We start from the raw sequence: 24,252 nt of genomic DNA, 5'->3' as shown, positions 1-24,252 counted from the left end.
TTCTGAGTGGCGAGGTCAATCGCTGAATCTTACTAAACAAAGGTTCTTTTATTTTACTTTCAATATGTCTATGATATTTAGTTGTTAGATCAACACAACGATTTTAGGTGTTTATAGCGACGGGGTTCCACCTCTTCCCATTCCGAACAGAGAAGTTAAGCCCGTTAGCGCCGATGGTACTGCAGAGATGTGGGAGAGTAGGTCGACGCCAACCTTTAAAAGAGTCTTATTCCAAGAGGAGTGAGACTCTTTTTTTATAGATACTTTTACAAATAAGATATATAGTTTTAATCAGTTTGATTAAGACAAAACGATTTTAGGTGTTTATTGCAACAAGGTTCCACCTCTTCCCATTCCGAACAGAGAAGTTAAGCTTGTTTGCGCCGATGGTACTGCAGAAATGTGGGAGAGTAGGTCGACGCCAACCTTTAAAGGATAGTAAGTCTACGGATTTGCTGTCCTTTTTTTATACATTGAATTTTCTTGCTTTTGGCATAAATTTGCTCAAAATCAATTCAAACGGTGACCATATTTTTAATCGAACTCAGGTTAAAAAGTTGTCGATAGTTAAAGAAAGCAATTTCCATTTGTTATAGAATTGTATGAGGTATATTTCGTCTTATTAGTAAAGAATATTCTTTATTGGATTGATCTTTAATGTTACAATCGTTTTTAAATATGTATTTTATGAGAGAGAATTTGATAGACAATGCTAGTAGCAATAAAAGCAAACAAAAAAAGCAGCCACAACATTGTTGTAACTGCTTGATTCAGAGGGTGGGCCCACCTGGGCTTGAACCAGGGACCCCCTGATTATGAGTCAGGTGCTCTAACCAGCTGAGCTATAGGCCCTCGAAAAACATAAAAAAATAAAAGTAATGCTTTATCTTTGTTTTCGGTGTGCAATATTACATATTTGTATCGAATAATTCAATAATTGAAGGAAAAAAATTATGCAAAAATACGATTCAATACCCAATATTATCTTCGACTTTGGAGGAGTACTATTAAATATCGATCCACAAAAAGCAGTTAACAGTTTTAAGCAGATTGGTTTACATGATGTAGAATTGATAAAAAGAGAATATTCGGAGAATGGATTATTTGATAATTTAGAAAAAGGAATTGTTTCTCCAGAAGAATTTAGGACTCAAATCAGGAAGTTTATTGCGAATGGTGTTACTGATGAAGAAATTGACAAAGCTTGGAATTCGATGCTTTTAGATTTGCCTTTTGAGCGTTTAGAGCTTTTAAATCGCCTAAAAAACAATCACAGGATATTTCTCCTTAGCAATACCAATATCATCCACTGGGAAGCTTATATGAGCATGATTCAGGATGTGCACGGAGTTTGCTTATCAGATTTTTTCGAAAAGGATTATTACTCGCATAATATGGGCTTAAGAAAGCCGGATCAAAAAATATATACTAATGTTTTGGATGCGGAAGGCTTAAAGGCAAGCGAAACTTTATTTGTTGATGATATGCTTGCTAATGCCGAAGCTGCAAGATCTGTTGGGATGATTGCGCATCATCTAAAAATTGAGGAAGGCGAAACAGTATTGGATCTGTTTTCAGAATAGAATTATTTCTTACGAAAACTTCCCATCGTATTGTCGTAATTGATGTAATATAAACCTGATTGAAGATTTTCAAGATTTACTTTATTTCCGAAACCTTTAAAAATGATATTTCCATATTGGTCATAAATCTCGTAAAGTGTTTCGGATGTAAATAAAAGTTCATCTTTTACTTTTTCGGGCCCAAATTCAACTTTTTGTTTTTTTGATTCATGACTTATTCTTGGCGAATATTTCGCATTTCCAGTATAATCGGTTTGTGATAATCTGAAAATGTTTTTACCAGTATGGGTTCTCACTTTTAGTTCGTATTTGTTGATGGTTGGTAATCCATTGCCTTCAACTTCGCCAATGGTGATCCACTTGTTCCATCTGAATTGTTGAACAACAAAAGGTATTGAACCACTTTCCTCTCTTGTAGTCCAATGTAAAATGCCATTTTTATCAACTTCAGCAGTCTGAATTTCAAATGTTGATTTTGGTTTTATAGCTTCCGGATTTGTAATGCGTGGCAAACATCCACCTTTATAATGTAGAACGATGTTCACTTTTTCGCCTATATCAAAGCCAAATTGCGATAGATCAATCTCGAATGCACTACTACCTATTTCATCAGAAGAGGTTTGTCCGTTTATAGTAACCTGGTATACACAATATCCCACCCCTGAATCTGAAAATGGATTCATTACATATACATTTTTTCCAAGATATATTCCGCTTAGCTCAAGTTTATCAGCATAAGCAAATGAAATCAGAAAAATGAAAAATATGAATAAAAGATTCTTCTTCACACTGATAGATTAGTGGTTACATCTATCTGCAAGATATAAAACAATGTGTATTAAAAAAAAACATTGATCAAGTTAATTGATATTATCGTCAATCCAATCGCCATTATTCTTAATGATATTCTTTAGTTCTTCAATGGCTGTTTCACTTGGGATGTTTTTGATTAAAACATCGTGACCTCTATACAATGATACTTTTCCAGGACCTGCTCCTACATAACCGTAATCAACATCACCCATTTCTCCAGGACCATTAACAATACAGCCCATAACACCAATTTTTAGGTGGGTAAGGTGAGAAAAAGCTTTTTTTACTTCAGCAACTACTTCTTGCAATTGGAATAGTGTTCTTCCACAGCCTGGGCAGGATACAAACTCAGTTTTCGTAGTTCTAACGCGAGCTGCTTGCAAAATTCCAAATTCAGTTGATAAAACTTCGTTTTGCGGAAGATTACCTTGGTTTACAATACTGATACCATTGCCCAATCCATCGAAAAATAAACTACCTAAATCAGCAGATGATTTTAAGTGAAGATCTTCCAGGTTTGCATCGGTAAATTCACGTTTAAATATTACCGGAGCCTTACATTTTGCTTGAACCAATTTGAAAACAAATGCTCGTTGCTCGGCAAAAGCATTTTGATGATTCGATTTACAAATCAAAACAATCTTGTTATTCTTTTTTACTTTGGAAATGAACTCTTCGCTAAGGTCGGTATATTCACATTCAACAAAGTGAATGCTACTGGCAAATGCAGTTAGATTGTCGTGAAGAAATTCCTCGATTTGAAATAGAGGATAGGATTTATCGGTATACTGATCGGAAAATTCCCAACACTCCTGATCAACGATAATACCCAAATCTTTTGGATAATCGGTGAAAACCGGATCGTAACCACTTACGTAGATAAAATCAGCAGCCAAGTTCTCTTTTTCCCATTCCAATGTATCCTGATCTTGTTTGAATCCTGCTTTTTCAGGCAAATCAGCAGTCAAATATCTTTCGTGCGATAAATCACAGATAACCACAGGCACTTTCGAACTGCCTATATTTTCAACCAAGTTTGTTGATCGCTTGTAGAAATTAATCAAATCAACCTCTGAGTTTTCAATCTGAGTAATTGGTGTGTGATTTTCTTTTGCCAACACATAATCAACCAGTTTTTTTCCCACTGGCGATTCTATTTCAGGATCTTCGGTAAGAGAAATTCTAACTGTATCTCCTATTCCATCATTTAATAAAGCACCTGTTCCAACGGCCGATTTAATTCTTCCATCTTCTCCTTCGCCAGCTTCTGTTACACCTAGGTGCAATGGGAAATGCATGTGTTCTTTATCCATTTCGCTAACCAACAAACGAACGGTTTTTACCATCATTACCGTATTGCTCGACTTAATCGAAATGGCAACATCCGTAAAGTTTTGTTCTATACAAATACGAAGAAACTCCAAAGTAGCTTCAACCATTCCTCTTGGTGTATCGCCGTAGCGACTCATAATTCGATCCGACAATGATCCATGATTGGTACCAATTCGAAGAGCTGTATTGTGTTCCTTGCAAATGCGAATTAGGGGAATAAATTTCTCACGAATCTTTTCTAAATCTTCCTGGTATTTTAAATCTCCGTATTCGCTGTTTTTAAAATCGGCACGTTTGTCAACAAAGTTTCCAGGATTAATTCGGACCTTGTCTACATATTTTGCAGCAATTGTAGCAGCCTTGGGATTAAAATGAATGTCGGCAACCAAAGGTGTTTCATACCCTCTTTTCACCAATTCCTCTTTAATGAATTTTAAATTCTCAGCTTCTTTCGTACCCTGTGTAGTTAAACGAACATATTCTGCTCCCGATTCTATCATTCTGATTGCTTGCTCAACACTAGCTTCGATATCATTGGTATCGGTGTTGGTCATCGATTGTATTCGAATAGGATTATTGTAACCCATTGGGGTATTGCCAATATTTGATTCGCTTGATTCGCGACGAGAATAATTGAAAAGATCTTTACAGAAATTGTTATGCTGTGAAAAACTCATTGTTATTGATTTGAATTGAGCCACAAAGGTAAGTAATTCAATTATCAATTATGAGTGATCAATTATGAATTGCAAGGGAAACAAGGAGAGAATGATTAAATTCACAGCAAATAAGATTTTTTTAACTTTAAGTTTTGATAACACGAAGTATTTAAGGTATTAGTTCAAATCCAGTTTTATGTCGATTAAAGTTCAGGAAGTAAGCAAGCTATATGGAAAACAAAAAGCACTTGACAATGTTAGCTTTGAAATTAACCAGGGTGAAGTTGTAGGATTTTTAGGCCCCAATGGTGCGGGAAAATCAACAATGATGAAGATTATTACTGGTTTTGTTCCACAATCTTATGGTTTGGTTGAAGTAAATGGATTGAATATAGAAGAGCATTCATTGGAGGTGCGAAGGCAAATTGGATATCTGCCAGAGCATAATCCGCTTTACCTGGAAATGTATGTGAAAGAATACCTCGATCATGTTGCTTCCATATACAAATTGGGAAAAGCAAAACAGTTGAGAATTGCTGAGATGATTGACCTTACTGGACTTGGTTTGGAACAGAATAAAAAAATTGGTGCACTTTCGAAAGGATATCGTCAAAGAGTTGGAATTGCACAGGCTTTAATTCACGATCCGAAAGTGGTGATTCTTGACGAACCAACCACCGGTTTAGACCCCAACCAACTGGTCGAAATCAGAAATCTGATTCAGGAAATTGGCAAGCAAAAAACAGTTATGCTTTCTACTCATATTATGCAGGAAGTTGAAGCCTGTTGTGAACGTGCCCTCATTATCAACAAAGGAAATTTAGTTGCCGATAAAAAGATTGAAAATCTAAGTTCCGAATTGTCTTCAAAGATGATTGAAGTGGAATTTGCCAGTAATATTTCCCTGAATATCTTGAATAAACACGAAGGAGTTAAGGAGGTAATTTCTTTGGGTGATAACAAGTTTAGCATCTCAAGTTCTGATGATATCCGTAAGGAAATATTCCAAATGGCTGTGAAAAATAATTGGGAACTTCTTGAAATGAAGAGCCAAACTCAAAGGCTGGAAGACTTGTTTCATCAGTTAACAGTTAACAATGAACAGTAATCAGTTATTTGTTTGATATTTAGGATTGGATTCTAAATAATCTTAACCACAAATGCCATAAAGGTTTTTTACAAAGTATATAAAGAATAACACAATTTGAGAATCAATTAGTGAGATCTGTGTAATTCGTGGTTAAATCAGTAGTAATAAGACATTGCAGTCTTTTTTAGCCTGAAACCACCTGTTTTTCAGGACTACGAATTGTTAAAAAGCAATAAAAACACCTGTTGCAATATTGTTTCTTTCCAAAATAATGTTTTCCTTTGCCGAGAATTAAGTGGAAAGATTTGGCTGCTTGCAACCACAGAAAAAAATGCTAAATGGTGTTATTATCCTTTTTCTGCGTTAATACAACAACCAATTGCTTTCCCGTAAATTTTATTTATAAAGTGCTTAAAGTCTGGGGGACTTATTTGATTAAGAAGGCTTTACTGTGCTCAAAACTTTAAAAATTATGGGATATTTATTTACATCAGAATCTGTTTCTGAAGGACATCCAGATAAAGTATCTGATCAGATTTCAGATGCCATTTTGGATAAATTACTGGCTTTTGATCCTAATTCGAAAGTTGCAGTTGAAACTTTGGTTACTACTGGTCAGGTAGTAATTGCCGGTGAGGTAAAAACAAAAACTTATATTGATATTCAGGAAACTGCTCGTAAGGTGATTAACCGTATTGGTTACACAAAAAGCGAGTACATGTTCGATGGATCATCATGTGGTGTTTTAAATGCACTTCACGAACAATCAGATGATATCAATCGTGGTGTCGATCGTGAAGATCCAATGACTCAAGGTGCTGGCGATCAGGGTATGATGTTCGGTTATGCTTCTAAAGAAACCGATGATTACATGCCATTGTCACTTGAATTGTCGCACCGTTTGTTGATTGAAATGGCCGCCATTCGTCGCGAAGGAAGAGAGATGACTTACCTTCGTCCTGATTCAAAATCGCAGGTAACCATTCAGTACAACGATCAGGATGCTCCTGAAAGAGTGCATACAATTGTAGTTTCTACTCAGCACGACGACTTTGGTCCAAACGACGAGTTGATGTTACAAAAAATCAAGAAAGATGTTCGTAACATTCTTATCCCTCGTGTAATTAAACAACTGCCAGAGAGAGTTCAGGCTCTTTTCGATGATGAGTTCATTTTGCATGTTAACCCAACTGGTAAATTTGTGATTGGTGGTCCTCACGGTGATACAGGATTAACAGGACGTAAGATTATTGTTGATACTTACGGTGGTAAGGGTGCTCACGGTGGTGGTGCTTTCTCAGGAAAAGATCCTTCGAAGGTAGACCGTTCTGCAGCTTATGCTTCACGTCATATTGCTAAAAATATGGTTGCAGCTGGTGTTAGCGATGAAATTTTGGTTCAACTTTCATATGCAATTGGTGTTGCTGAGCCAGTAGGTATCTATGTTGATACTTACGGAAAATCGAACATAGAATTAAGCGATGGTGAAATTGCTGAAAAGGTAAAAGAACTTTTCGATCTTCGTCCGGCAGCAATTGAGCAACGATTGAAATTGCGTAATCCTATTTACGAAGAGTCTGCAGCATATGGCCACATGGGACGTACGCCAAGAACCATTACCAAGAAATTCGAATCTCCATATTTCGGAAATATCGAAAAAGAAGTTGAATTGTTTACTTGGGAGAAATTAGACTATGTTGAGAAAGTAAAAGAAGCTTTCAACTTATAAGATCATCACAAAATATATTAAGAAGCCATTCCTTAAAGGGGTGGCTTTTTTTATGCTTTAAATTGATTAGAAAAAAAATGAGAAAAATTTTTCGACAAGTGTAACATTTGAAAAAGATGTGCATCAAAAGGGCAAACAAACAAATTAAAATTTTAGAATCATGAAATCATTAATTGTATCATTAGCCATAGTATTTATTGCCAATTTTTCTCTTTTAGCTCAAATCAGTTCAATTCAAGTTGAAGTTGTTGGGCAGGGAGATCCGGTTTTATTACTACCTGGTTTTACTTGTCCGGGAGAAGTTTGGTCTGAAACTGTTGAGAAAATCTCCCGGAATCACGAATGTCATCTTGTTAGCTATGCAGGATTTGGTGATGTGCCTGCAATTGACAGCTCGTGGTTGCAGACCGTTAAAAAGGATATCGATCAATATATTCAGGAAAATAAGTTTTTAAAATTATCCATTGTAGGACATAGTATGGGGGGAACCTTGGCTTTGTGGTTGGCTTCGGAAAAGCAATTTGATATTAAAAAATTATTAATCGTTGATGCATTGCCATGCATGGGAGCGCTTATGATACCAAATTATTCAAGCAATAAAATAAATTACGATACCGAATACAATAATAACTTGCTTAAAATGAATGATGAAGAGTTCAAAAGAATGGCAATGAATTTTGCTGTGTTTATGAGCAAATCTGCCTCTAAGCACCAACAAATTGTAGATTGGATGATAAAAGCAGATCGCAAAACCTATGTATATGGTTATACCGATTTATTGAAATTGGATTTGAGAGAAGATATTAAGAATATTGAATCGCAAGTTGTTATATTAGCTGCAGCTAACCCAAGCAAGAGTATGGTTGAAGGTGTTTACAACAATCAGTTTGCTGCACTTAAAGGCAAAGAGATTATTTACATAGAAAATTCAGCACACTTTATCATGTTCGATCAGTTCGAAACCTATATGAATGAATTGAAACAACTTTTAAACTAATGAACCAATCATTTAATACGCTTTACAAAGAAAACTACACCAAAGTTTACCGCTTGTGTTTGACCTATGTATCAGGAGATGAAACCTTGGCGGATGATTTATCACAGGAAGTATTCGTGAAAATTTGGCAAAACCTGGATCAATTCAGAAATGAGTCAGAAATAAGTACTTGGATATACCGAATAACAGTGAATACCTGCTTAATGCATTTGCGAAAGATTAAGAAATCGCAGGAAAAAATTACCGATCAAGTGCCTGAAAACTTCTACGAACATCGGGAAGATGCTAAGGATGAAAGGTTGAAAATGTTGCGCGCGTGCATAAAGAAGCTAAACGAAATGGGTAAGATATTAATTTCACTAGTCTTGGAAGAGGTGCCACAAAAAGAAATTGCCGAAGCGGTAGGTTTATCAAATGAGAATGTAAGAGTTCAAATTCACCGCAATAAAGGAAAACTCTTCAAGTGTATGACTAGTAAAGAAATACAAAACGCTTAAAGCCTTGAACAATGAATAATTTCAAAGATATAAAATCAATATACGATAAAGAGAAGCTTTTGGAGCCAACAGAAGTGCCAAAGGAACTTAAAAGAAGGATCAAAAAGGCAGATCTATTGGTCAACAATAGCCACATTAAAAATATTATCATTCTCTCAATCACATTGTTGGCAATTGTAGGAGTTAATCAATTTTACTTCACTACAACAAGTACGTTATTCGAAATTGGAATTTTTACCATGATTATGGCTTTGGCCATTCGAATTACGATTGAAATGTATAGCTACCGAAGAAAAAAGAGCTTAAATGTACTTCTTCAATCTGATCAATTCATTTCCGATTTGAAAGCTTTTTATCAATGGCGCAAGAAGATTCATAAATACCCAACTTATCTGACCTTTTCGCTTTATGTAATTGGTGTAGGATTACTATTTATAGAGTTTTACAAGTATTTGTCTACCTTCTGGTTTAATTTTTTCCTCGTTGAGTTTGTGGTGATCATTGTCGTGTTAATTTTTTTCATCAGGAAGAAAATCAAAAAAGAAATCAATACATTAAATGAATTGATAGAACTGTATAAAATCTAGATGATTTTATTTCATAAAAAAGTCCATTCTCCAATAGAATGGACTTTTTTTATTTTTTCACTTTAACTTTCTCAATCAAATGATAAGTAGTATGAAATATTCCTACAAAAAGCAGGAACCAAACAAGACTTATTATTAAAGCTTTAATCATTACTTTCGATTCAATAAGATATTTTGGTAAAGGAAACTGAATTAAATTGGTAATGATGATTCCAATTAGGATCGAGATGAATATTTTTAATTTTCTGTTCGTTTCTACTATTTTACTTTAGCTTGTAGAGGAAAGTGCTGAACAGTATCCTTTATACTTTTTTCAATATCAATAAACTCAAAGTTTAAAGCATCTTTAATTTTTTGGTTCGAATACTTCCTGATGTTGTGCGAAGCTCGAGCAGTTTCTTTCGTGAAACTTGGCTGTTTAAACAAAAATATCTTTTGCAGAGAAGCCAAACGCCATCCAATTTCAGTCATTTTTGGCGAAGCATATTTTGTAGGTCCTTCTATTCCAATATGTTTTGCGATGGCCTTAAATATGAATTCGTAAGTGCAGTCGTCGCCGTTTAAAACAAAGCGTTCGTTCACAATATCACTTTCCATCAACTGAAGCATGGCTTTACTCACATCTCTAACGTCAACATAGCCGGTAATTCCCCTGGTAAAATACTTCAAGCCATTGGCAACCGTACTAAACAATAGCGAACTGCCTTTGTCCCATTGTCCAGGACCTAAAATAATGGATGGATTTACAATTACGGCATTCAAGCCTTCCTCAATTCCACGCCAAACTTCCAATTCCGACTGGAATTTGCTTAAAGAATAACCCGAACGTTTGTCCTCAGGACTCCATGGAGTAGTTTCGTTTACAGTGTCTTCGCCTTCCTCGGGAGTCCCCAATGCAGCAATGGAGCTTACCATACAAAATTTACGGATATTGTTGTCGATACAAGCATTTACCAGGTTGCGGGTTCCTTCTACATTAATATCGAGAAGGCTCTTTTTGTCTTCTTTCTTGAAGGAAACCAAAGCTGCACAGTGGTATACATTTTTCACACCTTCCAAAGCCTCTTCCAAAGAATCGGGATCCAACATATCTCCATCAAACCATTCAATCGATTCGAAAAGTTGATTAGCATCTTTTGAGTAAAACGAAAAGGTTTTACGAACCAAATCGATATTACTGCTCGATCTTTTTAAAGCTCGAACTTTACTGCCATTTTTTAGTAAATCAAAAAGTAAATGTGAACCAACAAGACCGGTCCCTCCAGTAACTAAAATCATGTTTTAGTGAATGTGTTTATGAGTGAATGAGTGAATGAGTGAATGAGTGAATGAAAGTTTTGTTTCTCCTCATTTACTCATTCACCCACTCTTTATTTACTATCGTGGCCAATTCATTTTAATTGTCTGTTTCATATTGTCATGCACACTTAAAGGTACAGGACTAGTGCCGGCTACCGATTCAATAATTTTTTTCTCTTCATCGGTATATTCTTTATCTGGGAAATTGAATTCTACAATCACTTCAGCTACTCTTCTTGGATCACTTGCCATGATTTTGGTAATGTCCAATTCTGTACCTACAATATCGATATCATTATCGCGAGCCACAATGCCCATAATGGTCATGATGCATGATCCTAAGGAAGTTGCCAATAAATCGGTAGGCGAAAAAGCTTCTCCTTTACCTTGATTATCAGTTGGTGCATCGGTAAAAATTTTATTTCCTGATTGTAAGTGAACACATTCAGTTCTTAAATCACCCAAATATTTGGATTTTATAGTAGTCATGGTATTTTGATTTAAAATTTAAAGCTAAATATATCTATTAATTTCGAATTATAAGCAAGATGATCGTTTTGACATTTTTCATTCATGGAAATGCTGATTAAAAAACTGTTAGCTCTTTGATTATAGTGACAATATGAACATTCGCTTTTGTATTTTTTCTATATTTGTAAACTTTTTAGAAAATACTAGATTAAATTAATATAAATGAGCACGAAATTTCCAGAATACAAGAATTTTAATCTATCGCAGATTAATAAGGATATCTTAAAGGATTGGAATGAAAACAAGACTTTTGAGAAGAGTTTGGAGACCCGTGAAGGTCATCCATCGTTTGTTTTCTACGAAGGGCCTCCTTCGGCAAACGGAATGCCAGGTATTCACCACGTAATGGCTCGTGCACTTAAGGATATTGTATGTCGTTACAAAACTCTTAAGGGCTTTCAGGTGAATCGTAAAGCAGGTTGGGACACACACGGTCTGCCTGTTGAACTTGGTGTAGAAAAAGAACTGGGAATTACAAAAGAAGATATTGGTACCAAGATTTCGGTTGATGAATACAATGAAGCTTGTAGAACCAATGTAATGAAGTACACTCGTGAGTGGGAGGATTTGACTTCTAAAATGGGTTACTGGGTGAATATGGAAGATCCATATATCACTTACGATAACCGTTATATCGAAACGCTTTGGTGGTTGTTAAAGCAAATGTTCGAGAAGGATTTGCTTTACAAAGGATATACCATCCAGCCATTCTCGCCTGCTGCAGGTACTGGTTTATCAACTCACGAGTTGAATCAACCAGGTTGCTACCGCGATGTTAAGGATACCACTGCAGTGGGTATGTTTAAAGTAGCTCGCGATGAGAAGAGTGAATTTTTATACGAAGGTATTGATTGCGATGCATACTTTATTGCATGGACAACTACTCCATGGACACTTCCTTCAAACACTGCTTTGGCTGTAGGTCCTAAGGTTGACTATGTAAGAGTTCGCACTTTTAATCCATATACAGGAATACCATGTGTGGTGATTCTTGCAAAAGACTTGTTCTACAATTTCTTCGATAAGAAATATGAAGGACTAGAATTAGGAGAATACAAAGCGGGTGACAAGCGTTTGACTTATAAAACTCTTTCAGAGCACAAAGGAACCGACTTGGAAGGAATCCGTTACGAACAATTAATGCCATTGGTGAAGCCAGAAGGTGACGCTTTCCGTGTAATCTTAGGTGATTTCGTAACCACCGAAGATGGTACTGGTATTGTACACATTGCTCCTACTTTTGGTGCGGATGATGATAGAGTGGCAAAAGCAGCTGACATTTCTCCATTAATTCTTCGCGATAAGGAAGGTAAGATGCAGCCAATGGTTGATCGTACTGGAAAATTCTTCTTGATTGAAGATTTGGATCCTGAGTTTGTGAAGAACTATGTGAATGTTGAAGCTTATGGTGAGTATGCAGGTCGTTTTGTGAAGAATGCTTACGATCCTACTTTAACCGAAAAGGATGCAACTTTAGATGTTGATATTGCTGTTGCGTTGAAGAAGGATAGTCTTGCATTCAAAGTGGAGAAGCACGTTCACAACTACCCACACTGTTGGAGAACTGATAAGCCAGTATTGTACTATCCATTGGATTCTTGGTTTATTAAAACTACAAAAGTTCGCGATCGTATGATCGAACTAAATAAAACCATTAACTGGAAACCTCAATCAACAGGTGAAGGTCGTTTCGGAAAATGGTTGGAAAATCTGCAGGACTGGAACCTTTCTCGTTCACGTTACTGGGGAACTCCGTTACCAATTTGGGTAAGCGAAGATCGTACAGAAATAAAATGTATTGGTTCGGTTGCTGAGTTAAAAGCTGAGATTGAAAAATCAATCGAAGCAGGTTTCATGACTGAAAACATCCTTGCTGATTACGTTGAAGGCGATAACTCAAAAGAGAATTACGAGAAGTTCGACTTGCACCGTCCGTATGTTGATGGTGTTTATTTGGTTTCCGATTCAGGTAAGAAATTGGTTCGTGAATTAGACTTGATTGATGTTTGGTTCGATTCAGGTGCTATGCCATATGCACAGCAGCACTATCCATTCGAAAACAAGGAGAATTTCGATAAGTTATTCCCTGCACAGTTTATTGCCGAAGGTGTTGACCAGACTCGTGGTTGGTTCTTTACACTTCACGCAATTGCAACAATGTGTTTCGATGGTGTTGCTTTCGAAAATATCATTTCCAATGGTTTGGTATTGGATGCAAAGGGTAACAAGATGTCTAAACGTCTTGGAAATGCTGTTGATCCATTTACTACTATTGAAAAGTACGGTTCAGACCCATTGCGTTGGTACATGATTACCAATGCTCAGCCTTGGGATAACTTGAAATTTGATTTAGGTGGTGTTGAAGAAGTTCGTCGAAAGTTCTTCGGTACGCTATATAATACATACTCATTCTTCCAGCTTTACGCTAACATCGATGGATTTAATTATTCAGATGCTGATATCAAGATGGAAGAACGTCCTGAAATTGACCGATGGATTCTTTCTCTTCTAAACTCATTGATAAAAGAGGTTGAAGAGTGTTACGAAGCTTACGAGCCAACTCGTGCAGGTAGAGCAATTCAGAATTTTGTAAATGAAAATCTTTCTAACTGGTACGTTCGTTTGTGTCGTAAGAGATATTGGGGTGGTGAGTATGATGCTGATAAGATTTCGGCTTACCAGACTCTTTACAAGTGTTTGGAAACCATTTCAGTTCTTGCATCTCCAATTGCACCATTCTATATGGATCAATTGTTCAAGGATTTGAATTCTGTAACCGGACGTTTCACTGAAGAATCAGTTCACTTGGTTGATTTCCCTAAATACAATGAAGAAGAAATTGACAAAGCACTAGAGGAAAGAATGGACATGGCACAGAAAATTTCTTCTATGTCACTAGGATTGCGTCGTAAGGTAAAAATCCGTGTTCGTCAGCCACTACAGAAGATCATGATTCCTATTTTGGATGAAAGCATGGTTCCACAGTTGGAAGCTGTGAAGAATATTATTCTTTCAGAAATTAATGTGAAGGAAATGGAATTCATTACTGATACTTCTGGTGTATTGGTGAAGAAAATAAAGCCAAACTTTAAGACATTAGGTCCTAAGCATGGTAAAATCATGAAACAAATTGCGGCAGCTATTGGTCAAATGACTCAGGAAGATATCGTGACATTTGAAAAGGCTGGAAACTTCGCAATCACTGTAAATGACGAGAATGTAGATCTTACTTTAGAGGATGTTGAAATCATCTCAGAAGATATTCCAGGATGGTTAGTTGCCAATGAAGGGAAACTTACTGTGGCGATGGACGTAAACATTACCGATGAGTTGAGACAAGAAGGTATAGCACGTGAATTTATCAACAGAATTCAAAATTTAAGAAAGGATAGCGATTTTGATGTTACTGATAAAATCAAACTTGAAATTATGATGCATGATTCTATCAACGATGCGGTACTTGCTCATAAAGAATACATTGGAAGTCAAACTTTGGCAGTAAGTGTTGAGTTGGTAGAAAAATTAGCAGAAAGCGAAGCTAAAGCAGTAGAGATTGAACAAGGTGTAGAAAGCTTCATTAAGATTGAAAAAGTTAGTGAATAATCGATTTTTTGTTATCTTTAGAAAACGAATAAAACTATAGAGATGATGACTGAAAAGAAGCGATATACAGACGAGGAGTTACAAGGATTCAAAGAATTAATTAACTCTAAACTTGCGAAAGCCAAGAAGGATTACGATACATTAAAGGCTGTTATTTCTAACAGCTCAGGTAATGATATTGAAGATACATCTCCAACTTTTAAAGTGTTGGAAGAAGGTGCATCTGTTCTTTCAAAAGAGGAAGCTGGCCGTTTGGCACAGCGTCAGGCTAAGTTTATTTCTCATCTGGAAGCCGCTTTAATTCGAATCGAGAATAAGACATATGGTATTTGTCGTGAGACTGGAAAATTAATCTCTCCAGAAAGATTGCGTGCGGTACCACATGCTACTTTAAGTATCGAAGCTAAAAAGAACCAATAAATTATTCGACAAAAAATAGAAAATGATTGGAAGAGTATATTCTTCCAATCATTTTTGTTTAGAAGTAAAGGTTTTCATTTCTTTAAAGCCATAAAAACACGAATAAAACATTTGAAGATATGTCGCTATTTAAAAAATCGGTAGCATTTATTGTTGTACTTCTGATCTTGGATCAGGCACTAAAAATTTGGATCAAAACCAATATGATGTTGGGAGAATCTTATCACATTTTTGGTGATTGGTTTCAAATCTATTTTATTGAGAACAATGGAATGGCTTTTGGAATGGAATTAGAAGGTGAATGGGGAAAAATGCTATTAAGTTTGTTTCGCATTATAGCTGTTTGCGGAATTGGTTGGTACTTGCTTGATATCTGTAAGAAAAAAGCTCCTCTGGGATTGATTATTGCTATTTCGTTGATTTTTGCAGGTGCTATGGGGAATATTATCGATAGTGCTTTCTATGGCATGATATTTAATGATAGCTATTACCAGGTTGCTCAATTTTTACCTGAAGGAGGTGGATACTCGAGTTTCTTACATGGAAAAGTTGTTGATATGCTATATTTCCCATTAGTAGAAGGAAATTTTCCTGATTGGTTTCCAGTTTGGAAAGGTGAGCACTTTGTTTTCTTCAGACCAGTATTTAATATAGCCGATTCTTACATCACCATTGGTGTTGCATTCATCTTGTTGTTTCAAAGAAACTATTTCGTAAAAGAAGAAAATAACTAACGAAAAGATACTATAAATAAAAAAGCCCTTAATAGGGCTTTTTTTATGACTTGGCTTGTGCTGCTTTTCTTCTGCGCTGAGCTCTAAAATAATTAATCTGACTTCGTAAACTCCATATTCCACCAAGAATAACTATGAGGAATATCCATTGTTTACGTCCCCAAACTGCATCTCCAAAAATTCCTTTCGAGAGCATTACAATTGCTGTAATTACCAATAAACTTGTTAGCAGAGCTGCAACATGACCTATGACTGCATTTTCTTTTCTGATTCCCGGGGTACAAAAAAATAAGATTACACCAAAAAATAGTGGAATAAGTGCTGTGAATTGCCAATCTCCTATTTCGTAGTACCTGGCAATAAAACCAAATGCTCCCGCCAAAATCAGTATCAACGAGTATACTTTATTAATTTGATATGCTTCTTTCATATTTGTTATTTTTATTTAGAAAAAATCTAAATACTAAAATACAAAAACTCAGGAACATTCAAAATGATCTTGTCAATTCATTAAAATACCGATTAGAATTTAAATTGAAACTTTGTTTCGTATACTCCCAAAGCCTTATTAATTTTCAATTGGTATTATCCGATGTAGTTTTAAATTTCGTTAAAGTATTTCTTTAAAGCACAATTGAGTAATAATAAGAAAGGCCGCCCTACTGGACAGCCTTTCTTGGACAACCTTAAAACTCAACCATGAATTGATTATCGTACCGCAATAACTAAATACTTTGAAGATTTCCAGAATTCAGCTGGATCAAGTATGGTAATTCCTTCAACCGTATCAGTTCCCTCAACCTTATAAGAACCTGTAGGATGACTTGTTACCAAACTAATCTTCTTTCCTTTTACAGGAATTGTAGTAGTTTGCGTGATATCAATTTTTTTAAATTCACTTTCTTTAAAATCTTTGTTAAGAATTGCAGTTTTACCAATTCCGATAAACCCACCATCCTTAGTAATTACTTGCTTTTCTTTTAATTCTTTACTAGTACCATAAACGTAATAACCTGTATTCAAAGCAGCAGTTTTTTCTGCAATCTCTTGAGTCTTGGTTTCGTTCTCGGTATTAAGTGCTAAAACAGTACCGTTTAATTCAGTTACTTTTCCATTTAAGTTTTCAACCTCGATGTTTAGTTTAGCAACCTTATCGTTTAAAGCGATAATTTCAGTTTCTTTTGCTTCCAATTTTGTTTTTAAACGATCGGTAAGTTTACGAAGCTTCGAGTTTTGATACCAGCTGTTATTTAATTTCTTCTCTAAATCAGCAATTTTTTCTCTGTTTTGCTCTAATAAGTTATTGATTGAAGTAAGATCACTAGCAATCTTTTGCTTCTGAGATTTATTAGGATTTTCAGAGTTTACTGATATAATCGTTTCTTTTTCTTTAATTATTTCAAGATTCTCTTCAATGGTATTTAAAGACTCAATAAAATCATTAATTGTAGAATCTTTTTGTTTTGCCATTGCTGTTAGTTGCTGATTCTGCTCTCTTAACTGCTTTAATTCTTTTTGGTTACAGGCCACGAAGAATGGTAAAATCAACAATACTAATACTAGACGTTTCATATAAATATATTTTAGAGATTAGGTTTCGCAATGTATTCATACTACATATGTGAATATCGTGCCGAAATGGACAAAAGTTTAATAAAAAACAAACTTTCGGTTGTAAGTCTCATTAAACCAGTGTGCTTGAATTGTGATGTTGATATTGTTTTTTTTATTAAGTAAGTAACTTGGGTAATTGTATTGGGGAATTATTCCACACTTTTCGTGTAAATATTCCACATGTGTGGAAACAGTTGGATTGTTCTACACAATCAGTTTTACTTAGAAAAATCTTTTTTAACTTTACTAGGTTGAGGTAAATTAAGAAAGCAAACCTATGAGTCCGGAGAAACGAAGTAACATTAAAATAAAAGTTGTTCTGGGATACATTTTAGTATTCCTGGCCATTGTGGCTTCCTTATTTATCGCAAACAGAGCATATAACAAATTGCTCCATTCAGTTGCCATACTATCAAAACCCGATGCTGAAATTACCAGAATGAATCGGGTGCTTACCAATTTATCTGAGGCAGAAAATAAGATCAGAGTGTATTCTTTAACCAGGGAGGAAAAATTCCTGGCTAATTTTTACGAGAATATTATTGAAATTCAGAATGATTTGGATTCGTTAAGAAAATTTAGTCCGGATTCAGGAAGAGCGATTGTATTGATTGACTCAATGAATTATTTATTGGAGGAAAGAGCTGAAAAATTGGAAAAATTTGTGAAGTTGAAACAGTCTAAAGAGCGTGTGAACCTGTCGCAAAATGCAATGAGGCAATTGAGTGAGGCTACCGATTCAGCAAAAACACAAATTAAAACTACAACAACTAAAACTACCATTCTAGATACAGTAAAAACAGCTAAAAAGGTAAAACCCAAGAAAAACAATTTCTTTAATCGATTATTGGGGAAAAAAGAAAAGGTAGATACTTTAGAAACCGTGATACAACGAACCGAAGTGCAGGTGGATACAAGTTATTTGCCTCAGTCAGATAGTTTGTTGATGAGCTTACAGGATCAGTTGGAAAGAGCTCAGGAAATAGAAAAACTAAATAGAGAGATTGTATACAGAGAGGAACTTCGCCTGGTAGAAGAAAATACAATTATTTGGGATAAAATTAAATTGCTGTTAAGGCAGTTGGAATCCGAACGATTTAATCAACTACAGAAAGAATCCGATAAGGCAAAACAAATTGCAAGCAATACCATTTCGATTATCTCTATTATCATTATTGTTGGATTGGTCTTAGGTGTTTTGTTCATCATTTTTATTCTAACCGATATATCTAAGAGTAATTATTATCGTTCTGAGTTAATTATTGCCAAAGGAAAAGCTGAAAAATTGGCGAAGGTGAAGGAAGATTTTCTGGCAACCATGAGTCATGAAATTAGAACTCCTTTGAATGCTATTATTGGTTTTACCAATCAGTTGAATAAAACCAATTTGGAAAAGAAGCAAAAGAATTTTGTAAGTGTTTTGAAGAGTTCATCCAAACATTTGCTTGGATTGGTAAATGAAATACTTGACCTTTCTAAAATAGAGGCTGGCAAACTACATGTGGAAAGTATCAATTTTAATCCTCAGGCTTTGGTGTATGAGGTATATGACCTTTTGAAAGTTAATGCCACTAACAAGAATCTTGATTTCGAAATTGAATATACCGGAGAAAATAACATTCGCTTGTTGAGTGATCCATTCCGTATCAAGCAAATTCTTTTGAATTTAGGTTCGAACGCGATAAAATTTACAGAGGAAGGACAAGTGATGATAAGAGCATCCGTAATATCTGAAGGTGATTCTTTTTTGTTTGAGGTTGATGTTGAAGATACTGGAATTGGAATTGCTGAAGACAAGCAGGAAAGTATATTCGAAGATTTTAGTCAGGCTGATTCTTTTTCGGCAAGAAAATATGGTGGAACAGGTTTGGGGTTAGCAATTAGTAGACGATTGGCTGTTTTATTGGGGGGAGATTTATTTGTTGACAGTGAATTGGAGAAAGGATCAACTTTTACATTAAGATTGCCATTAAAAGAGGCTATAAAATCAGAAGAGGAAACAATTACCAAACAGAAAATATCGATTTCTGAAGAGCTTAAGGATAAACATTTCTTGATTGCCGATGATGATGATTACAGTTTGCTATTGCTGCAAACCATTTTTAACACATGGAATTTAAAAGCAGAATTTGTTGACAATGGTGAGAAAGCCTGGAATTTGATTCAGAAGAACCATTACGATATGATTCTGACAGATATTCATATGCCTAAAATGGGAGGGATAGAACTTTGTAGAAAAGTGAGAGAACTAAATAGTAGCTATAAGGATATTCCAATTGTGGCGCTTACAGCAAATGTGTTGGAATCTGATTTAAAACAATACATTTCATCTGGAATGACCGAATGCTTGGTAAAACCTTTTGATGAGGAACTTTTGCGTTCGATGATAAGCGAACTTTTATTGGGAGAGTACGAAGCAAAGACAAAGATTAATGACATTGATATCTCTGCGATTGAAGATGAACCTCTGTTCGACCTTTCTCAAATTAAGCAGTTTACATCAGATGATCCTGAATTAATTAATCAAATTTTAAATCAGTTTATAGATTCAGCAAAGGAAAATTTAAAAGCCCTTCGTGAAGCAGCTGATGAAAAAAATTACTTGGAAATAGGATCCATTGCGCATAAAATGTTGAGCTCCTTTAATCAGTTAAAAGTGGTGAGCGTTGCGCCATTGCTTAAGGAATTGGAAGATTTATTGCATAAAAAATCCGAAGTTGTTGAATCTCCGGATTATATCAATGAGTTGGTTGAGGAGGTAGAGCAAAACTCTCAAATTGTAATTTCATCAATCACAGATGAAATGGTAGTATGATTTATACCTCAATCCCGTACTGTTTAATCTTATTATAAAGTGTTTTTCTATCGATATTTAATAAACGAGCAGCTTTTGATTTGTTGAAATTAACTTTGCGCAAAGTCGAAATAATCAATTCTTTTTCGTTTGCAGCCTGAATCAATTTCAAATTCGATCCTTCAATAACGATATCATTTTTTTGTTGATCGTTTAAAATTTCGGTAGGCAAGCTGATGATTTCAACCTGATCTCCCTGACTCAATAAAACTGATCGACGTACTACATTGCGAAGTTCACGCAGATTCCCTGGCCATGAATACGTTCTGAATTTTTCTAAAACTTCATCAGAGAACTTGTCAACCTCCTTGTTGAGCTCATTATTCGATAAATCCAAAAAGTAGTTGGCAAACAATACAATGTCTTCATCACGATTTCTCAGTGCAGGAACCGTAATTTTAAACTCGTTTAACCTGTGATACAAATCTTCTCTAAAATCGCCTTTGTTTACCGATAAAGCCAAATCTTCATTGGTGGCAACAACAATTCTTACATCTACTTCAATGTCTTTATTGCTACCTATTCTGCGAACTTTTCTTTCCTGCAGTGCACGAAGTAATTTTACCTGAATTTCATATGACAGATTTCCGATTTCATCCAGAAAAAGGGTACCACCTTTGGCTGCTTCAAACTGTCCTTCCTTATCGGTAATTGCTCCTGTAAACGATCCTTTTACATGACCAAACAACTCACTTCCAGCCAAATCGGTTGATAGTGCGCCACAATCTACAGCTACAAAAGTTTTTCCTTTTCTGTTACTTTCAGCATGAATTCTTCTGGCTGCAATCTCTTTCCCAGTTCCACTTTCACCTTCTATAATTACCGACATATCGGTAGGAGCTACCAAGCGAATGTACTGATCGATTTGAAGAGAACTTGAACTTTCGCCACGAACGAAATCAACAGTTGGTTTTTTCTTTTTTTCCTTCTTCTTAGGTTCCTCCTGTTTTTCCTGAACTTTTTCCAATGCTGAGTTGATCAGTAATAATATCTCATCAGGATTTAAAGGTTTGGTAACATACTCGAATGCTCCCATTTTTATGGCACTCACAGCCGTGCGGATATCCGCGTAAGAAGTCATGATAATTACAGGAACCGATGGATGCATGGCTTTTATTTTCTGCAAAAGTTCCAATCCATCAAAATCAGGCAATCGAAAATCACTTAAAACCAGATCAAAAGTTTCATTTTCTAGTTTTTTAATGGCTTCGCCTGCTGAGAAAACTGTGTCGGCATCAAATCCTTTACGTTTAAGCAATCCCTGAAGCATCAGGCATATGGTAGCATCATCGTCTATAATTAGTATTCTCTTCATGCGGAATTGTAGTGTTTTGTTTATCAGATTTTAATCAGTGTAGCTTTTATGGTAGCATAAAATATTAAGGACTACAACCAAAATTACACAAAAAGCTCGGATGTATGAAATCCCGAGCTTTCTTTTATGATTTATTAAGATATTAACTTTCCTTTTAAAATTCTGCCTTGTCTGCCAGAACAAAATCCAGTTGTTTTGCTACCAGATTGGCCTTGGCAACGCGTATGTTAATCTTATCTCCCAATTGATAAATCTTTCGATGATGACGACCAACAATACAGTAGTTGTCTTCGTCGAATTCATAGAAATCATCCTCCAACTCTCGGATAGAAACCATGCCTTCACATTTGTTTTCATCAATTTCTACATAGAACCCCCATTCGGTAACACCAGAAATGGTTCCTTCGAATTCTTGTCCCAGGTGATCTTGCATGAATTCAACCTGCTTGTACTTGATGGAAGAACGTTCGGCATTTGCAGCCTTTTGTTCCATTTCGCTACAGTGCTGACAGAATTCTTCGTACTTGTCGGCGTTTACTGATTTGCTACCATTCGCATATTTTTCCAATAGGCGATGTGCCATCATATCAGGATAACGACGAATTGGTGAAGTAAAATGAGAATAATGATCGAAATGCAAACCGTAGTGACCAATATTCACAGTAGAATATTCAGCTTTTGCCATTGATCGGATTGCCAAAGTTTCTACCAAATTCTGAATGTTTTCACCCTTTACACTATGCAGCAAATTGTTCATCGATGTTGAAATCGCTTTTGCATTGGCAGTTTTGATTCCATAGCCAAACTTGCGAATGAATTGGTTGAACGAATTCAACTTATCAGGATTTGGCTGGTCGTGAGTTCGGTATACAAAAGTTTTTGCTTTTATACCTTTAGCTACTCTTCCTACCGATTCGGCAACCTTTTTATTCGCCAATAACATGAACTCCTCAATCAGTTTGTTAGAATCTTTCGATTCTTTAAAGAATACACGTGTAGGTTTTCCTTTCTCATCAATATCGAATTTCACTTCGTATCGATCAAAGTCGATAGCTCCTTTTTTGAAACGTTTCTCGCGAAGAACTTTTGCCAATCGATCCAAACAAAGAACCTCTTCTTTAAAATCACCTTCTCCTGTTTCGATTACTTGCTGTGCTTCTTCGTAAGTAAACCTTCTGTCCGAATTGATCACGGTTCTACCAATCCAGGTATCCAATACCTCTGCTTTGTCGTTCATTTCAAAAACAGCAGAGAAGGTTAGTTTTTCTTCATTTGGTCGTAGAGAACAAACACCATTGGAAAGTCGTTCAGGCAACATTGGTACTACTCGGTCAACCAAATACACCGAAGTTGCTCTATCGAATGCTTCCTTCTCAATAATGCTTCCTTTCTTCACATAGTGGGTAACATCAGCAATGTGAACCCCTACTTCCCAGTTGCCATTCTCCAATTTTCTTAATGATAATGCATCATCAAAGTCTTTGGCATCATGTGGATCAATGGTGAAAGTAGTAATCTCTCTAAAATCTCTTCGCAAGGCAATTTCTTCCTCTGTAATCTTATCGGAAATCAGTTCGGCTGCTTCGTTTACTTTCTCAGGAAACTGGTAAGGCAAATCGTACTCAGCCAAAATTGCATGCATTTCCGTATCATTTTCACCTGGTTTACCAAGAACATTTACCACCTGTCCAACCGGGTTTTTCGATTTTTTCGGCCATTCGGTAATTTGTACAATCGCCTTTTCACCATCTTTTGCTCCATTTAGCTTGGTAAGTGGTAAAAAGATATCGTAAGGCATTTGCCTGCTATCGGAAATCAGGAATGCATAATTCTTCGAAATTTCGATGATTCCCACAAAAGTGGTTTTCTTTCTTTTTACGATTTCCACCACTTCGCCTTCAGGTTGCTTGCTTTTTCTTCTGGCGTATAGGTATACTTTAACCACATCGCCATGAAGTGCACGATTCAAATTGGCCTGCGATACAAAAACGTCTTCTTCCAAATCATCAGAAACAATAAAGGCAGCGCCTCTTGCGGTCATATCCACAGTTCCGGTGATGTGACCAATTTTTGATTTTAGTTTAAACTTTCCAGTTGAAACTTCGTGAAGGAAATCAAGATCGATAAGGTCATACAGAATGCCTACTACCAATTGTTTCACTCCCATTTCTTTTATTTCCAGTTGTCTGGAAACTTGCTTGTAGTTAAATGTTTTCTCAGGATTGTTGCTGAAAATCCCTACAATTAGATTTTCTAAGCTTTTGCGATTATATCTTTGACCTGATTGTTTTCTTTTTTTTCTAGTCATATTTTTTAAATCTTAGCCATAAGATTTTGTGAGCTTTTACCCAATTATTAATGTAGTGATAATAATCTTAAAAATGGGTATTGAACTCATTACTTCTCTTTTACTTTTTATTATCTGCATAAAATACAAATGCAGAATTGTACTAAAAATCATATTTGTAGTACGTTTTGTTGAGTTCTGATAAAATTCCGTTCGAGAGGTAAATCCGGAATTATCAATCTTGTCGAAATTACTACCAAACAAGATGTTCAAGTGCGGTATTGCTGTGACAAAGATAGAAGTACAAA

At 35.7% G+C, this 24,252-nt stretch carries 18 protein-coding genes, 1 tRNA gene and 2 rRNA genes; 12 read left to right on the top strand and 9 right to left on the bottom strand.

The window, feature by feature from the left end; all coding sequences use genetic code 11:
• Nucleotides 1-103 precede the first annotated feature (103 nt).
• Both rrf (NQ163_RS08935) and rrf (NQ163_RS08930) read left to right on the top strand, forming a co-directional pair.
• Nucleotides 104-214, top strand: a 5S ribosomal RNA gene (gene rrf / locus NQ163_RS08935).
• Between the two features lie 102 nt (nucleotides 215-316).
• Nucleotides 317-427, top strand: a 5S ribosomal RNA gene (gene rrf, locus NQ163_RS08930).
• A 351-nt stretch (nucleotides 428-778) separates the two neighbouring features.
• Here the strand turns inward: rrf (NQ163_RS08930) and NQ163_RS08925 are convergent.
• Nucleotides 779-852 (bottom strand) — tRNA-Ile (locus NQ163_RS08925).
• Nucleotides 853-953: 101 nt separating this feature from the next.
• On the opposite strand from NQ163_RS08925, the gene NQ163_RS08920 reads away from it, so the two are divergent.
• Nucleotides 954-1,583 carry an HAD family hydrolase gene (locus NQ163_RS08920; protein ID WP_268190005.1) on the top strand — a complete coding sequence of 210 codons (630 nt, stop codon included), beginning with the start codon at nucleotides 954-956 and terminating at the stop codon, nucleotides 1,581-1,583.
• Nucleotides 1,584-1,585: 2 nt separating this feature from the next.
• Here NQ163_RS08920 and NQ163_RS08915 read toward each other — a convergent pair whose 3' ends face one another.
• Nucleotides 1,586-2,371, bottom strand: coding sequence for a hypothetical protein (locus tag NQ163_RS08915; protein ID WP_268190004.1), 786 nt, complete (start codon nucleotides 2,369-2,371; stop codon nucleotides 1,586-1,588).
• Between the two features lie 72 nt (nucleotides 2,372-2,443).
• Nucleotides 2,444-4,405: a (E)-4-hydroxy-3-methylbut-2-enyl-diphosphate synthase gene (ispG, locus tag NQ163_RS08910; RefSeq protein WP_268190003.1), complete on the bottom strand. Its 1,962-nt coding sequence runs from the start codon at nucleotides 4,403-4,405 to the stop codon at nucleotides 2,444-2,446.
• A 178-nt stretch (nucleotides 4,406-4,583) separates the two neighbouring features.
• On the opposite strand from ispG, the gene gldA reads away from it, so the two are divergent.
• From gldA to NQ163_RS08885, 5 genes are all read left to right on the top strand, one after another.
• On the top strand, nucleotides 4,584-5,495 hold the full coding sequence (gene gldA / locus NQ163_RS08905; protein ID WP_268190002.1) for a gliding motility-associated ABC transporter ATP-binding subunit GldA: 912 nt from the start codon (nucleotides 4,584-4,586) through the stop codon (nucleotides 5,493-5,495).
• 454 nt (nucleotides 5,496-5,949) lie between these two features.
• Nucleotides 5,950-7,206 carry a methionine adenosyltransferase gene (metK, locus tag NQ163_RS08900; protein WP_268190001.1) on the top strand — a complete coding sequence of 419 codons (1,257 nt, stop codon included), beginning with the start codon at nucleotides 5,950-5,952 and terminating at the stop codon, nucleotides 7,204-7,206.
• A gap of 160 nt (nucleotides 7,207-7,366) precedes the next feature.
• Nucleotides 7,367-8,203, top strand: coding sequence for an alpha/beta fold hydrolase (locus NQ163_RS08895; RefSeq protein WP_268190000.1), 837 nt, complete (start codon nucleotides 7,367-7,369; stop codon nucleotides 8,201-8,203).
• Nucleotides 8,203-8,700, top strand: a complete 498-nt coding sequence (locus NQ163_RS08890; protein ID WP_268189999.1) for an RNA polymerase sigma factor — start codon at nucleotides 8,203-8,205, stop codon at nucleotides 8,698-8,700. The genes NQ163_RS08895 and NQ163_RS08890 overlap by 1 nt, the downstream gene beginning before the upstream one ends.
• Before the next feature lie 11 nt (nucleotides 8,701-8,711).
• Entirely contained in the window at nucleotides 8,712-9,287 is a 576-nt protein-coding gene (locus NQ163_RS08885; RefSeq protein ID WP_268189998.1) for a hypothetical protein, read from the top strand.
• 258 nt (nucleotides 9,288-9,545) lie between these two features.
• Here the strand turns inward: NQ163_RS08885 and NQ163_RS08880 are convergent, their stop codons facing one another.
• On the bottom strand, nucleotides 9,546-10,565 hold the full coding sequence (locus NQ163_RS08880; RefSeq protein ID WP_268189997.1) for an NAD-dependent epimerase/dehydratase family protein: 1,020 nt from the start codon (nucleotides 10,563-10,565) through the stop codon (nucleotides 9,546-9,548).
• Between the two features lie 99 nt (nucleotides 10,566-10,664).
• Nucleotides 10,665-11,075 carry an OsmC family protein gene (locus tag NQ163_RS08875; RefSeq protein ID WP_268189996.1) on the bottom strand — a complete coding sequence of 137 codons (411 nt, stop codon included), beginning with the start codon at nucleotides 11,073-11,075 and terminating at the stop codon, nucleotides 10,665-10,667.
• Nucleotides 11,076-11,279: 204 nt separating this feature from the next.
• On the opposite strand from NQ163_RS08875, the gene ileS reads away from it, so the two are divergent.
• The 3 genes from ileS (at nucleotide 11,280) to NQ163_RS08860 (ending at nucleotide 15,874) form a co-directional block, all read left to right on the top strand.
• The gene (gene ileS / locus NQ163_RS08870) at nucleotides 11,280-14,720 is read left to right on the top strand and encodes an isoleucine--tRNA ligase (protein ID WP_268189995.1); all 3,441 of its coding nucleotides are present in this window, start codon (nucleotides 11,280-11,282) and stop codon (nucleotides 14,718-14,720) included.
• 45 nt (nucleotides 14,721-14,765) lie between these two features.
• Complete coding sequence (locus tag NQ163_RS08865; RefSeq protein ID WP_326493320.1) at nucleotides 14,766-15,140, top strand: TraR/DksA family transcriptional regulator; 375 nt, start codon at nucleotides 14,766-14,768, stop codon at nucleotides 15,138-15,140.
• A 119-nt stretch (nucleotides 15,141-15,259) separates the two neighbouring features.
• Nucleotides 15,260-15,874 (top strand): lipoprotein signal peptidase, encoded by a 615-nt coding sequence (locus NQ163_RS08860; RefSeq protein WP_268189993.1) that lies wholly within the window; start codon nucleotides 15,260-15,262, stop codon nucleotides 15,872-15,874.
• A 43-nt stretch (nucleotides 15,875-15,917) separates the two neighbouring features.
• Here the strand turns inward: NQ163_RS08860 and NQ163_RS08855 are convergent, their stop codons facing one another.
• Together NQ163_RS08855 and NQ163_RS08850 are read right to left on the bottom strand one after the other, a co-directional pair.
• A complete protein-coding gene (locus NQ163_RS08855; RefSeq protein ID WP_268189992.1) occupies nucleotides 15,918-16,304 on the bottom strand; it encodes a hypothetical protein in 387 nt (128 codons plus the stop codon).
• 278 nt (nucleotides 16,305-16,582) lie between these two features.
• Nucleotides 16,583-17,446 (bottom strand): Cbp1 family collagen-binding glycoprotein adhesin, encoded by an 864-nt coding sequence (locus tag NQ163_RS08850; RefSeq protein ID WP_268189991.1) that lies wholly within the window; start codon nucleotides 17,444-17,446, stop codon nucleotides 16,583-16,585.
• Nucleotides 17,447-17,765: 319 nt separating this feature from the next.
• Between NQ163_RS08850 and NQ163_RS08845 the strand changes: the two genes are divergently transcribed.
• Nucleotides 17,766-20,303 (top strand): hybrid sensor histidine kinase/response regulator, encoded by a 2,538-nt coding sequence (locus NQ163_RS08845; RefSeq protein ID WP_268189990.1) that lies wholly within the window; start codon nucleotides 17,766-17,768, stop codon nucleotides 20,301-20,303.
• A 1-nt stretch (nucleotide 20,304) separates the two neighbouring features.
• On the opposite strand, the gene NQ163_RS08840 is transcribed toward NQ163_RS08845, so the two are convergent.
• Nucleotides 20,305-21,657, bottom strand: coding sequence for a sigma-54-dependent transcriptional regulator (locus tag NQ163_RS08840; RefSeq protein ID WP_268189989.1), 1,353 nt, complete (start codon nucleotides 21,655-21,657; stop codon nucleotides 20,305-20,307).
• Between the two features lie 154 nt (nucleotides 21,658-21,811).
• A complete protein-coding gene (rnr, locus tag NQ163_RS08835; RefSeq protein WP_268189987.1) occupies nucleotides 21,812-23,965 on the bottom strand; it encodes a ribonuclease R in 2,154 nt (717 codons plus the stop codon).
• Nucleotides 23,966-24,252 lie beyond the last annotated feature (287 nt).

Source organism: Marinifilum sp. D737, assembly GCF_026672275.1.
Classification (GTDB): domain Bacteria; phylum Bacteroidota; class Bacteroidia; order Bacteroidales; family Marinifilaceae; genus Marinifilum.
Note: the sequence above shows the minus strand (reverse complement) of the source record. Positions and strands in the feature narration are given on the sequence as shown.